8 protein-coding genes are annotated in these 14,257 nt (G+C 47.1%); 6 read left to right on the plus strand and 2 right to left on the minus strand.

Annotated elements, in window-relative coordinates; all coding sequences use genetic code 11:
• Positions 1-62 precede the first annotated feature (62 nt).
• Positions 63-494 carry a hypothetical protein gene (locus tag R3B84_03005; GenBank protein ID MEZ6139519.1) on the minus strand — a complete coding sequence of 144 codons (432 nt, stop codon included), beginning with the start codon at positions 492-494 and terminating at the stop codon, positions 63-65.
• A 467-nt stretch (positions 495-961) separates the two neighbouring features.
• Here R3B84_03005 and R3B84_03010 point away from each other — a divergent pair, with 467 nt between their 5' ends.
• From R3B84_03010 to R3B84_03020, 3 genes are all read left to right on the plus strand, one after another.
• Positions 962-1,450 carry a MarR family transcriptional regulator gene (locus R3B84_03010; GenBank protein ID MEZ6139520.1) on the plus strand — a complete coding sequence of 163 codons (489 nt, stop codon included), beginning with the start codon at positions 962-964 and terminating at the stop codon, positions 1,448-1,450.
• An 11-nt stretch (positions 1,451-1,461) separates the two neighbouring features.
• The gene (locus R3B84_03015) at positions 1,462-2,715 is read left to right on the plus strand and encodes an NAD(P)/FAD-dependent oxidoreductase (protein MEZ6139521.1); all 1,254 of its coding nucleotides are present in this window, start codon (positions 1,462-1,464) and stop codon (positions 2,713-2,715) included.
• Between the two features lie 1,281 nt (positions 2,716-3,996).
• A complete protein-coding gene (locus tag R3B84_03020) occupies positions 3,997-5,811 on the plus strand; it encodes a M28 family peptidase (protein MEZ6139522.1) in 1,815 nt (604 codons plus the stop codon).
• A 1-nt stretch (position 5,812) separates the two neighbouring features.
• Here the strand turns inward: R3B84_03020 and R3B84_03025 are convergent, their stop codons facing one another.
• Complete coding sequence (locus R3B84_03025) at positions 5,813-9,709, minus strand: protein kinase (protein ID MEZ6139523.1); 3,897 nt, start codon at positions 9,707-9,709, stop codon at positions 5,813-5,815.
• A gap of 197 nt (positions 9,710-9,906) precedes the next feature.
• Here R3B84_03025 and R3B84_03030 point away from each other — a divergent pair, with 197 nt between their 5' ends.
• The 3 genes from R3B84_03030 to R3B84_03040 all read left to right on the plus strand — a co-directional run bounded on the left by R3B84_03030 (position 9,907) and on the right by R3B84_03040 (position 14,212).
• Positions 9,907-11,637: an amidohydrolase gene (locus tag R3B84_03030; GenBank protein MEZ6139524.1), complete on the plus strand. Its 1,731-nt coding sequence runs from the start codon at positions 9,907-9,909 to the stop codon at positions 11,635-11,637.
• Between the two features lie 618 nt (positions 11,638-12,255).
• The gene (locus R3B84_03035) at positions 12,256-12,798 is read left to right on the plus strand and encodes a hypothetical protein (protein MEZ6139525.1); all 543 of its coding nucleotides are present in this window, start codon (positions 12,256-12,258) and stop codon (positions 12,796-12,798) included.
• Positions 12,764-14,212 carry a TIGR02996 domain-containing protein gene (locus tag R3B84_03040; protein MEZ6139526.1) on the plus strand — a complete coding sequence of 483 codons (1,449 nt, stop codon included), beginning with the start codon at positions 12,764-12,766 and terminating at the stop codon, positions 14,210-14,212. Before R3B84_03035 ends, R3B84_03040 begins: the two co-directional genes overlap by 35 nt.
• Positions 14,213-14,257: the final 45 nt, after the last annotated feature.

Genomic DNA, 14,257 nt, shown 5'->3' on the forward strand with positions numbered 1-14,257 from the left:
TGGCGCTGAGGTGGTTTCGCAGATACTTAATGAATGTGTTCAGGCATCAATTGCGTTACTGATTACTTCCACTGGGCAATTTCGGTCTGAAAAGCCTGTTTTTCCTGTTCAGTCACTTTGCGGAAGGTGCTCAGGAAGGTTAGAAAGTGGTTGCCACAGCGCTGTAAGTCGTTTTCGCCGGCGTGAACTTTGACCAGTTGCTGCATCACCAGTTCGGAAGACTGATTTAACTCAAGAAATCGGATGGCAGATTCCTTAAAGGTGGCATGCCCGTCTATGTAATCGCGGACGATGGCATTCCGCTCCATGATTCTTCTGTCTACACGGTGCAGTTCTTTGTCAATTTCGCTGGGGGCATTCAACGGGACGTGCGACGAATTACCCCGATCGACCGACCATACCTGATCGGTACGATAGTCGAAAGCAGAGGCAAGCAAAGCAGCACCCAGGGGTGCTAGTAATAGCACCGCACCCGTTACAGTGGAACGTTTCATTAGTAAATCCAATTCTCTCTGTCCAAAAACCAACCAGTATTCATGACCATCCAATAGCACTCAAACACTGGCCGCTGCGATTCGCTTCATCAAATGCACACAAAGCGAGCACACGGTGGGACTGGCAATCTTCTGTCGCCAGCTACGAGAAAATAAATAGCATCTCTTGTGCCAAATGTGTGAAGTGGGCGTAAATTTTTCTAAGTCTATTTATAGTAAGTACTTACAAGAAAGTTAAACTGAGATGAAGACAAAATCGCCCCGCTGGGGTGCTTATTTTTGCAGCACATGGGAATTCGATGCCATCTTTGCGATGCCTATTTTTTGTGCATTAATGCATGATTATTGTGCATCAGGAAGACAATGTGTGCAAGTGATCACATCTTCGCCACTAAAGATTTAATTGTTTGAACGACAATTGTCTGGACAAATATTGTTTGGACGATTAATATACTTTGATGGAAGACTTGAACGCGATCCAATCGACCCCGCCCAACACCCACGGGTTTGATTCGCCGGAACAGGAACTGTACCTGTCAATCTGGCGAACGTACGACCGCTTGCGGGTGCTGGAAGATGAACTCTTCGCCCGCTGGGAGTTAACTGCCCAACAATATAACGTGCTGCGACTGTTAATGGCGGCCCACCCACGATCTGTGCCCACAATTTCATTGATGAATCGACTGGTGTCGCGGTCTCCGGATATCACGCGGATGCTGGATCGTCTGCAGAAGCGAGGATTGATTGAACGGGTGCGTTCGGACGCTGATCGTCGTTCCATTCATGTCACAATTACCCCACTGGGGGTGGATCTGGTGGCAGAAATTGCCGCACCACTGCAGGCATGCCACCAGCAGCAGTTGGGTCATATGACGGTGGAAGAAATTGAAACCCTGGTGGCGTTGCTGGCAAAAGCCCGCGGCCCCCATGAAAATGAAACCAGTTATTGGAAATAAGGACGGGAACCATGCGAAAAGAAGTTGATGTTGCCGTAATCGGTGGTGGGCCATCCGGAGCCACCACTGCGACGCTGCTGGCACAGAAAGGTTATCAGGTGGAACTGTTCGAGCGTGAAAAGTTCCCACGGTTTCATATTGGCGAGTCGCTGATTCCCCACACGTACAATGTGCTGAAACGCCTGAACATGCTCGACAAAATGAAAAGCAGTCATTTTGTTAAGAAATACAGTGTGCAGTTTGTTTCGCAGCACGGAAAACTAAGTGAGCCGTTCTACTTTGTCGACCACGAAAACCACGAACGCAGCCAGACCTGGCAGGTTCGCCGCAGCGAATTCGACCAGATGATGCTGGAAAACGCCCGCGAACATGGTGTGCATGCCCACGAAGGGGTGCGAGTGCTGGACGTGATCTTTGAAAACGACCGTGCCGTGGGTGTCCGCCTGTTGGATGCAGACGGTAAAGAGCAGGAAGTGCGGGCAAAAGTGGTCGTTGATGCCAGCGGCCAGTCTTCGATTCTGCTCGACCGCCTCAATTTGCGTCAATGGGACCCGGAATTACGGAAAGCAGCCGTCTGGACCTACTGGAAAAATGCTTATCGGGATGAAGGGAAAGATTCTGGCGCCACCATCGTGCTGCAGACCAAAGAAAAGAAGGGCTGGTTCTGGTACATCCCCATGCACGATGACATTATCAGCGTTGGCGTGGTGGCAGACTATCAATATTTGTTCCAGAACCGTGCCAGCAAAGATCTGAAATCGATCTACTTCGAAGAAGTGGAGCGATGCCCCGGTCTGGCACCACGTCTGGCGAATGCCACCCAGTGCGATGAATTCCGTGCCCAGAAAGAGTATTCATACAAAGCCACCAAAGTTGCTGGCGATGGCTGGGTTCTTGTGGGTGATGCATTCGGCTTTTTAGACCCACTCTACTCATCTGGGGTGCTGCTGGCACTGACTTCTGGGGGGCTGGCTGCGGATGCCATTGGCGACGCACTGGCTGCAAATGATCCCAGTGAGACCCGCCTGCGAGCATGGGAAAAAGATTATCTAGTAGCCATGGAGCGCATGCGTCGTCTGGTGTGTGCCTTCTACGATGGCCTGAACTTTGGCAAACTGGTCCGCAAAAATCCGGACAAGAAAGGGTTGATTACCGATGTTCTGATCGGCAATCTGTTCTACGAAGAAGTCGACCAGCTCTGGCCACTGATTGAAGAACTGGAACAGGAAAAACGAGCAGAACAGGAAAAACTCCTGGTGAACTGACCCACTTTTGCTGCAGATTTTCAGAAAGCGATGCGATCCTGGTTGCTTGCCAGATTGTAGCTTCAGCAAAGCAATGAAATATTTTACAGAATTATACTCAGGGCATTGCAAAGGAACTTATGTGCCATCAAGTTTCTCTTTAATAAGGTACATCCAACTTGTTTGCACAACGTAAAAAATTACTTGCATTCTGCATACTACATTCTGTATTTGCTTTTTTGTGATATCATTTGTACTGGTGCTGATGTTGTGGTTTATTTTTAGATTCAACTTTGATAAAATGGATGAAATAGTTACATTTATTTTCTGTATTCTTCATCCCGTCGGATATTTGTTAAAGCTTGTGAATTTATCAGATTATATATTTTATACGTTGCCGCTTAGTTCACTGTTGTATGGGTTAATTTACTTAAGTTTTTCTCCTAACGGAAACCGAGACAAATGATACTATTTCACTATATTGATAACTGAGATTGAACATTTTCACATTTTGGCAATTGGCAGAATTAAACCCCGGATTGGATGGCGGGCAGAAACGGCAGTTGCCACATTGTCGGTGAACACCTGCTCCGTCAAAGGTGGTCCGCATTCTGGCCCCCTGCCATAACCAGTGGCAGTACACCGAAGGCGGTCTACGAATTGCTTCATAGCCCGAAGCGTAAGCAAGGGTATCAATGCTCAAACCCTTGCTTACTCTGGCGGCTATGAGGAGAGAATGAAACCCGCTCTCCCAGATTTGTACACTATCAGATCACCTTGATCGAAGAAGGGTGATATCGATTTTGTAAAAATTCACAAAAATGTTTTCTTTGACGCAAATAATTGCCAAATAAGCACTTATGTCATCCATTATTTCAAAAATATCGTCCTGGCGAGAAAAAAATTACCAGAATTGGAAGTGTTGTGGATATATTAATATAACATGGAAATAATTCCATGCTTGGTAAACGTGGACAATGGCTGCATGGGTTGAACAACGACAAGTGGCCCAAATGTTCGACAAAATCGGCTATCGCAAAGGTGCGATCCCCTCGTGGGCTTGTGCGGCCCATTCCCGTAGGGTATTATGTTGGTTGGTTGAAGTGTTCGTCCAAAATCAGCCGATTTTGGGATTTTCAGGCAGGATCAGGCATTCACTAGCCCCACACACCTACAATAATCTTTGCGGTCAGTGGGTGGGCACGCAATAGATTTCAAGCCATGCCGCCTGCAAAATCTTTTGATGTTCCACCAATGGCTTCCAGTATTGTTGGTCGCCCGCGAATAAATGAGAAAGAATAGATGAAAAAATGGAATACTAGCTTCTTCACTCTTTGTGCGTTGCTTTTCACCACTCCGATGGTGGGGGCAGCGGATTATCCAATTGAACTGCTGCAGAAAGATCTCTATTTCCTGGCCAGCAAAGAATGTGAAGGCCGTGGGCTGAAAACCGAAGGGATCAACAAAGCAGCCAACTATATCGCCCAGTCCTTTCGTGATGCCGGCCTGAAATCGGGTGTGCCGGATGGCACTTACTTTCAGCCGTTCGGCGTGAAAGATTCGTATTTGAAAGAAGGCAAACAGGTGGTTGCCATCACCACCAAAGGTGGGGCAATTGCCCCCGCATACCTGAAAGATTTCACCGTCAGTGGCCTCAGTGGTGCCGGTGAGATTTCCGGTGAACTGGTTCTTGCTGGTTACGGCATTAAAACAGAAAAGTACGATGATTACGCCGGGATTGATGTCAAAGGCAAGATTGTTGTGGTGATGCGACAGGCACCGCAGTTTCGCAAACGGCCCCACCCATTGTTCGATGAAAATCAACTGAACGAAGTGGCTTCGCTCTCTTCCAAAATCCAGACTGCAGAAAAGCTGGGTGCGAAAGGGGTGATCTTTATCAACGATCTCGACCGTGCAGGCAAATCAGACACCTTAATGGAATACAGCTATGCCCGCGACCGCAATGCAATCGGCAAATTGCCCGTGGTGCACTGGAAACGGGAAATTGTTGACACATTGTTGAAGAGTAGCAAGACAACATTAGCCGACTGGCAAGAAAAAATCGATAGCCAGTTGAAGCCCGCCAGTGTGGCTCTGGCCGATGTGAAAGTGGAAATCACCACCAACGTTGGCGTGCGGGAACTGCCCGTTAAAAATGTGGTTGCGGTTCTTGAAGGAAAAGGGCCGCTGGCCAACGAAACCGTCGTGCTGGGTGCCCACTACGACCACCTGGGACGAGGTGAAGCTGGATCGCTGGCTGCGGGAAGCACCGATATTCACTATGGTGCGGATGACAATGCTTCCGGCACCACTGGTTTGCTGGCACTTGCCCGATACTACGGCAGCCAGAAAGACCGAGAAGGCCGCAGATTAGTTTTCATTGCTTTCACTGGTGAAGAATCAGGTCTGCTGGGCAGTTTGCATTATGCATCGAACCCTCTGTTCCCACTGAAAGATACTGTGGCGATGCTGAACATGGACATGATTGGTCGACTGCGGGTGGAGGAAAAATCGAAGAAAGACTCTCTGCGTGTCGGCGGGGTGGGGTCTGCGAAAAACTTTGAAGCACTTCTGGATGAAAAAAACAAAGCAGCCGGCCTGCACCTGGTAAAAGATAAAAGTGGCACCGGGCCCAGCGACCATACATCGTTTTACACTGCGAAAGTTCCGGTCTATTTCTTCTTCACCGGTGAGCACCAGGAATACCACACACCGAAAGATTTACCGGAAACAATCAACTTCAAGGGCATCACCAGGGTGATTGATCTTGTCCGCACCCTGTGCGATGAAATTGCCGCAGCCCCCACCCGACCGGAGTATGTGGCCGGGATGACCGGTTCGATGAGTGCCGGCCGACGTGGCCCCAAACTGGGTGTGATGCCCAGCTATGGCACGCCGGACATTGAAGGGATGGTTGTCGGCGGTATCATCCCCGGCGGTGCAGCAGAAGCTGGTGGCATGAAAAAAGGCGACATCATCGTGAACATCACCGGCAAACGAATCCGCAACATCAACGACTACATGGCCGTCATGGGCGATCAGAAGGTTGATGAAGAAATCGATGTTACCGTGACACGCGATGGCAAAGAAGTAAAGCTGAAAGTAAAACCGAAGTAAATCATCTTGGGAGAATAGGTTGCCCAAAACGTTTCAACTTTGCCTCGAGCAATTTTTTCCGAGCCGTTTGACTATCGGGTTCAATTTGTAAGAGTTTTGCCCAGTGCCACTCGGCTGAAAACCAATGATTCAGGCGTTCTGCAAGTATGCCCTGTTGATAGTGCCAGCTTGCTCTGGGAATTGTGGCCATGTTCTTTCGAAACTGAAGCATCTGAGGGGCCGGTGGCCCCACTTCAGCGTCCGGTGGAATAGCACCAAATTCATACAAAGTGCCATCCTGAACATAGACTAACAAAGAATTACGAGTAGCGTGATAATGAATGTTTCTGATACGCTGTTCACATGATAGGGTCATTAACAAGTTTCCGAATTCAGTATCCCAGACAGAAATACGACCCTCAGAATCTGCGGTAAATAAACGTGTTCCATCGGGACTGAATAAGAGATGTTTTCCTTGTGGTATTGCCGGCTGAATTGTTCGCAAAATATTTCCAGTCGCAGTATCAATCAGATTAATATGTGAGGAGCTGAGTTGCTGCATGGCAAACATATTAGTATCAGGGTTAATCGAAATAAAGAGACTCGACTTTTTGAATTCCTTAATTCGACGATTCTTAACCAAATCAAAAAGGATCAGCTTGCCATTTGCCTGAGAGATGATAAGAGATTTGCCATCATTGCTAACAAATGCCATTGTAAATTTGTCCAAAGCAATCTCGTTTAAAAGCTTGCCGTCAGGGATAGACCAAATGCGGAGATTTGGATACATATAGGTAATCAGCCAAAGCGGCTGCTCTGCGACAGCAACGATTCTGCCTGGCGCCTGACTCTCCAAAGCAACAAGTGGCTTGGAATGCTCTTTGTCAATATCAACAATTACAATTTCCCTGTCAGAATGCGAGCAGATTAGATATCTATCATTGCCAGCAAAGGCAATTGCTCTGCCTGTGTTGTTGGTATCAGAGAATGGCTTCAATAATTGGCCATTGTTTGTATTCCATATTGAAACGACTTTGTCGTTTTGATCATCATCCTTGGCAAAATATCCCACAGCATACTTTCCAGCAGGGCTGAAACTGATTTGTGATAATAACCGGTCCTTGATAGGAATATCTACGATCTGCTGGTGATCGGATAAGGATCGAATTATCATATTCTGATTGTGATTTATTACAATATATCGATCACTCATTGGTGATGAAATTACTTGGTCATTAGACTTGATTTTACTAGCAACTATCGATTGTTGATGCTTGACGGTGATATTCCAAAATACTAGTTTGCCACTAGTTGCTGCAGCGATAATTCGTGTGCCGTCCGGAGTATAACGATGAGAATAGATACGATTGTGGCGGCTGTGAAGTATTCCTTGCTGTTGTCCGGTGATTGCATTCCAGATCTGGATTGATCCGTTGCTCAATGCTGCTGATACTGACAATCCATCCGGGCTGAACTGAATATCTTTTGGGGTTCCATCAGATTCATTGTCCAGAATCAGCAAGATTTTGCCATTGGAAGCATCGCGTATAATTACATTTTTATCTACTTCACGTGAAGCAATTCTCGATCCATCAGGACTACAGACCGTGCAATGATTCAGGCTAAACTTGTGGTTTTCCGAGCTTCCGACACCAACGCTCGCTAAGTAGCCTTGTGTGCCTTCATGCAAAGACACTGCACGATGAGAATAATCGTTCAAACTCCAAATTTTTAACAGATCATCTTTGCCGATAGAATACATCGTATTACCATCAGGGTGAAAATCGATCGATTCAACACCTTTGGCATGCGCATGTATTTTTTTAAGCAATTTTCCCTGGTCATTATACAGGTGGATCATTCCATCATTCGAAGCAGTTGCAAAGCCTCTACCACTGGGAAACCAACGTACGCAAAAAATTGGACTTTCATGAGCAAGAATCACTCGAGTTTGCTTTCCAGAAATCACATCCCAAATGCGAAGAGTGCCATCATTTGAACCCGAGATAATGATGTTATCTTTAGGATGAAAGTTTACCGTTTGAATGGCACTGCCAAGTCCAGATATTACATGAACACACTCTCCGGTATCACTATTCCAGACACGAAGTGAACGATCCACTCCAGCAGATACTACGTGTTTGCCATCCGAACTGATCGCCAGATCAATGACATCCCTGTCGTGTCCAGACAATGTCATGTAGCCGCCTGGGAGTTGCTGGGCCAAAATGCTGTGTTCCCAGCCTCTCAGACGGTTAGGAATCGTATCCAGGATGGCTCCAATTCCAGAAGGGGGATCATTCGTTCGCCACATTGCATTTGCCAATTGCATTCGACTGACTGCAAGCAATCGATCAAGCATTTCCTGGGTATCCTGCAGAGCATCAAAGGAGTTGCGCAAATCCTTGAGTCGCCCTGCTGCAACTTTTTCCTGCGCATACGCTTTTTTCTCTGCTTGTGCAGCTTGAAATGCATATCTGACTGACAAGAAAAGACCTGTAAGTATGACAATTCCCAACACTGTGATGGCAGATTTGACTAATCTCTGCCTTTTGCGAGCTTCTGCGATCCTGGTATAGGCAACTGCTTTTTCTGCCTGAGCGAGCTTCAATTCTTTTTCTAACCGGTTCTGATATTCCTGAATTGCTGTATAAACCGCTTGTGCGTCTGGGAAGCTATCTGCCAAGTCTGTAAGCAAACACATTCTAGCGATCTTAACTAATTCTTGATCAGCCGTACTGAACTGCAATCGCAACATTGCGTCCTGAAGTTCGTTTCGAGCCGTCTTCAGTATTATCTCTCGAGCTGATTCTCCTGTGACTGCTGGCTTCCCGGTAAGAATCGAAGTCAGAATACTTCCAAGGGCAAACACATCAAAACTGGGATTTGCCTTTTCTCCGCGTGCCTGAGAGGGAGATAGATAGCCTGGTGTTCCCATTACCATTCCTGCAATCGTCAATCCTTGAATTTCGTTGTTGACTCTATTTTCACGCCCTTCAGACTCCGAATCCGACAGCTTTCGTGCCAGACCCCAATCCATTACCTGCACTTCACCGAATTGACCCACCATCACGTTTAATGGTTTCAAATCACGATGGATGACACCTTGAGAATGTGCAAATGCGACTGCTTGAACTATCTGTGCAAATATCTGCATAAATCTCGGAAATTCATCTTCTAATGAATTGCGACCTTTCAGCAACTCGGAAAGGGTTTTTCCTCGAATTAGTTTCATCACCAGATAAGGCATTCCCTCTGCTGTTGTGCCTAATTCATGTACAGGTGGGATCGAGGGATGGGTTAACATACCTGTAATACGGGATTCAACAATGAATCTATTTCGATTCGCTTTTGGTAACAGGGTTTTTATCGCAACTTCTCGTTCAAACACTTTATCGTATGCCGCATAAACACAACCCATACCACCCTTGGCCAATTCGTGCTGTATCACATAATTGGGAATCTCTGGGTACTTATCCGATGAATCTACAACTGTGTTCTTGCTGTCAACTGTAGATTCCAGCATACTCGGTGAGGCGCGCGGACTTTTATCGTCATTGAGAATCATTTCTCGATACTTCGGAAACAGTTCACAATATCGTGTACGAATTCTACCTCGTTCATCCGTGTCTGCGTAGCGTTCTTCGAGTTTGATCAGTTCCATGATCAATTCTGCTCTGATCTCTTCCTGTGCTGTGGCAACGAGCTCTTCTACATCCGGAATAATACCTGATTCCAATCCTTCCTGGAAGAATTCGCACATTTGATGGATGACACCATCAGATGTCTGACAATTTGCCAACAATTCAAGCATTCTGTGGCGAAGTTCTGTCTGACCTGCACATTCCCGATTCAGAATTTGTTGCCGTTCATGTTCAGGTGCATTGATCAGCAAATGAAACAGCGTTTCTTCGTTCATCGTTTACCATTCTTCTAACAGGTAAATTCTTACCGCAACTCAATTTACCATAAATTTCTACCGCATCCAGACTATACCAAATAGTGTTTAAATTTTATTAACTCCTGGCGGTCACTTTGAGATACCATGTTCCCGCTTGCAATCCTACTGTGGGTGGGGGATAATGATCTCCCAAGTGGTGGTTTCGGGTGATTTTCATGATTCAGCGTCTTGTTCTTCTTCTGTGCGCGATGGCACATTCGCCCATGTTCGTGTGGGCAGCGCCAGCACCGACCAGTATTATTCTGAACGCAAAAATTATTACGGCTGATGCCAAATTCCAGATAGTAGAGGCAATGGCACTGCACAATGACAAAATTATTGCACTTGGTGCCCGAAAAACAGTCATGGCTCTGGCTGCTTCGGAAACAGATATTCTCGACATGGATGGCAGAACCATTTTGCCTGGGCTGATTGATTCGCATGTGCACATTTATGGGGCGGCAATGCACGAATTTGACCACCCCATCCCACCGATGGACGATATTGCCGATCTGCTGAAGTATGTGCAGGCACGCACGCAGGTGGTGCCGAAGGGGGAATGGATTTCGATTCGCCAGGTGTTTATCACGCGGTTAAAAGAACAGCGTTATCCCACGAAAGAGGAACTGGACCGCGCCGCACCAGACCATCCCGTGGTATTTTCCACTGGTCCTGATGCTTCCGTTAATTCGCTCGCACTGAAGCTCAGTGGGATCGATAAAGATTTCAAAGTGACCGATGGTGGTGCAGGTTATGTGGAGAAAGACCCGAAGACACAAGAGCCGACGGGGATTATTCGCAGTTGCACGAGGTATTTGAAGGTGAAAACCAGTTCCCGCAGTGCGTCCAAAGAACAAAAAATCACCCGCCTGTTGGAATTGCTACAAGATTATCATTCTGTCGGTTTAACAGGCATTATTGATCGAAATTGTAGCACCGATGTGGCAGATTTACTGTCTGAACTCAACAAAAATCAACAATTACATACACGCGTTTCTCTTTCCATGGGCGTTGGTTCGAGCGGTTCCATGGAGAATATTCAGAAGAGTATCGACCGCATCGCCAGTCATCCGTTGCGGAAAACCGACCCCACATTACAGATTATTGGCATCAAAATGTTCCTGGATGGTGGTATGCTGACTGGCAGTGCCTACATGCGGCAACCATGGGGCACCAGCAAAATCTATTCGATCACCGACCCACAGTACCGTGGGCTGCTGTTTATTACCCCCGATCGGCTGGAACAGATTGTGCACCACACGGTGAAGGTGGGTCTGCAATTTACCGCACACTCCGTGGGCGACGGTGCGGTACACACCCTGCTGGATACCTATCAGAAGGTGAACAAGGTGCTGCCAGTTGCAAAAACGCGGCCGTGCCTGACCCACAGTAACTTCATGAGTAAAGAAGCCGTGCAGATGTGCAAAGAACTGGGTGTCGTGGTCGATATTCAGCCCGCCTGGCTGTATCTGGATTCCCACACACTGGTGAAGCAGTTCGGTCGTGAACGTTTGCGATATTTTCAGCCACTTCAGTCGCTGATGAAAGCCGGAGTGACTGTGGGTGGTGGCTCCGACCACATGCAACGGGTGGGTTCGTTTACTTCGGTAAACCCGTACAACCCTTTTCTGGGTATGCAAACAGCAATCACGCGTAAAGGGAAATATCTGGAAGACCCACTGCACCCGGTAGAAAGCCTGTCGCGGGAACAGGCAATCCAGTTCTACACCATTCAGAACGCACGCATTATGGGGCTGGAAAATCAGATCGGTTCATTGGAAGTGGGTAAAAAAGCCGATTTTGTAGTACTGAATCAGGATATTCTTACCTGTCCTGCTACCGACATCCACCGCACCACCTGCCTCCAGACATGGGTCGACGGCAAGAAAGTGTTATCAGTGAAGTAGGGTAGATTATTCTTGTGACAATTGATGAGGATACACATTGTATCACTGCCAGATATGCCAAATGAATGATCAGAAACTCGAGAAAATGTACTTGCGAGTCAATGGTGTTGGTGTGGAAACAGGTCGTGAAGGCGTTGACTGGATGAACTTTCGACTTTGGTGTTGTCAGAAATGCATTACCAAAGGTATTCGTGCGGGGCGAGCAAGATCTGTGGCGATTATCTACTGTGTTCTTATCAATCTCTTTGTCATACTGGTCGGAGGGATACTTTCTCTGATTGCAGATAATGTTTTCCTCTTCATCATCCCAATTCTTTTTGTCATACTATTGGGATACATTGTCTCGAACATTGGGTTCATTTTTTATTGCAACGTGTCGGAGCCAGAAAGAACGGTAGGCTTTCTGGGATTAAAGTTATCGACCTTTTTCAAACTGCACTGTCACATTCATCAGTGGAATTATTGGTGTCACGTCCACTTGAAACCGTTTCTGAAATCAGGGGCTGTCATCGAGTCTGTTCGCTTGCCTTGCACAAAAAATAATGATGTCGATGACTACTACTTGGATACTACAACCTAAGGTGATCTCCAGAAACGTGGCTTTTTCGAGGTATCAAGGTGAAATTCTGCCAGATCTGCAATATTCCCGATGATTGGGCAACAATCATGTATCTCCAGGTCAATGGTGTCGCGGATCCTTATACCGAAGAAAGAACATCGATTCATTACCGCGTCTGGTGCTGCGAACATTGTGTCCACAAGGGAGAACAATTGAGCCAATGGCGGAAAAATGCGGTCATTGCCAGTACCGTGGGACCAGTGGGTCTGGTACTGCTTGGTTTCATGGTCAGCAGCAATAACGAAAGCGAAATCTTGTTTATGATCACGTTGTCGGTAATGATTCTGTTCAGCCTGGCGATCTTTTACATGCTGAAGCGTTACTTCAACAGGAAAGAACCTGAAAAAACAAACGCTTTTTTAGGCTTGAAATTGTCGTACATTTTAATGCAACACTGTCGCATCCAGAAGTGGAGTAACAGTTGCTGGGTGAAGTTGTTACCCCGCCTGAAACCGGGTGTGGAGGTGGATTACACAGAGATCCCCGCCATTCAGCGGCAAGTGCAGGATGATGACTATTACCTGCATAAAGATCAGCAGTAATCATGGTTTAAAAACCGCTGATCATTCGCAACCAAATACCGAGGCAGTAGTCGTGATCCATGTGGGTGAGGGCTTATTCAAAGCAATTTTAGCGAATCGGCATGATGATGCTGCCCGGCTGATCTACAGCGACTGGCTGGAAGACAATGGCTTTGAAGCGCGGGCGAGGTTCATCCGCACGATGATTGAGTACCACAACCTCCCCACGTGGGATGCGGATCGGTATGTGCTTCACCCACAATGGTCTTTACCGGTGGATGATCTTGCGGTGCGGCAGGAATTTCTGGGAGATGTTCTCGTTCCCGTGAAGCGTCTGGGATTTCAGCGAGGTTTGCCAGACTGGCTGGACTACAAGCATCTCAATGGCAACTGGCGAAAAGAATATGAAGAAGATCTGGAATGGTACCCAGGTACTGGCGTCGAACTGCAAATTGTGCCGAGTCAGAAGGCCCATTGTTTTACCGAACTGCCATCAGAATTGACCGGACTCACGGTGCATTGCCAGGGTCAACGGGTCAAGTTGCAGTTTGCCAAAGAATCAAACAATCTCAATATTATCAGAATAGTGGGTTCCAGTGGCCCAAGAATGAGAATGGATCCAACAAATTACTTCAATTTTCGGAACACTGATGCCACCGTTGGCAGCATTTCCAGCAAAGGTGGGCTGAAAAAACTCCGGTCGCTGGAACTGAATTCATTCCGATTGCCGATCACGCAGTTGAACAAATTTCTTGCCAACCTACCAGAATCGTGCCGCACGCTCAGCCTGATTGGCTCGATCAGGGGTGCGGATTTTGACCAATTGCAGGTGCCAGCTTTTGTTGAAACACTGGATGTGGGTCATAATGGACTGGTTGGGGTCCATGTGATGAGCTGGCTGGACCGCCAGGAATTACCCAGACTGAAGGCTCTACGGATCGGCTATAACCCCATGGGTGCGAACACTTTACGGCAAATAATCTGCCACCCGCAGTTGCACAATCTGGTATCTTTGGAATTGAACGATATCCATCCTCATGACAAAAGCATTGTTGTGCAATCGTTAGAAGAATCGCACCTTCCCGATCTGCGAGCTTTGGAGATAGCCTACAATCAGCTCAGCACGCAAGTTTTGCTGGAAATATTTGGTTCTGGCAATTTTGCCCTGCTGGAACATCTGAATCTGGATGGGAATCAGCTGACGGACGATTTTTTCACCGATTTGCCACACACGGCACTGCCGAGCGTGCGTAGTCTGTCGATTCAGGCTTCGGAAGTAACACTTTCTGTACTGTCAACAATCCAGCAACGCCAATTATTCCCCCGCCTGCAGGTGCTGTGCCTCGGAAAGCAGAAATTCTTTAAGAAAGATGTCGAAATTGTGAAGATTTTCACCTCAAAATTAAAACTTCTTCATTTTCAGGTGCCAGATTAACCTCGAGTGGGCAGGGCGATAATTTTCACCGCTACTTCATAATAA

Origin of the sequence: Zavarzinella sp. (assembly GCA_041399155.1) — a bacterium.
GTDB lineage: Bacteria > Planctomycetota > Planctomycetia > Gemmatales > Gemmataceae > JAWKTI01.

Bases quoted from the DNA above. Each gene is read 5' to 3' on its own strand.
- R3B84_03005 (MEZ6139519.1), bottom strand. From the start codon at position 494: ATGAAACGTTCCACTGTAACGGGTGCGGTGCTATTACTAGCACCCCTG.
- R3B84_03015 (MEZ6139521.1), top strand. From the start codon at position 1,462: ATGCGAAAAGAAGTTGATGTTGCCGTAATCGGTGGTGGGCCATCCGGA.
- R3B84_03020 (MEZ6139522.1), top strand. From the start codon at position 3,997: ATGAAAAAATGGAATACTAGCTTCTTCACTCTTTGTGCGTTGCTTTTC.
- R3B84_03025 (MEZ6139523.1), bottom strand. From the start codon at position 9,709: ATGAACGAAGAAACGCTGTTTCATTTGCTGATCAATGCACCTGAACAT.
- R3B84_03030 (MEZ6139524.1), top strand. From the start codon at position 9,907: ATGATTCAGCGTCTTGTTCTTCTTCTGTGCGCGATGGCACATTCGCCC.
- R3B84_03040 (MEZ6139526.1), top strand. From the start codon at position 12,764: ATGATGACTATTACCTGCATAAAGATCAGCAGTAATCATGGTTTAAAA.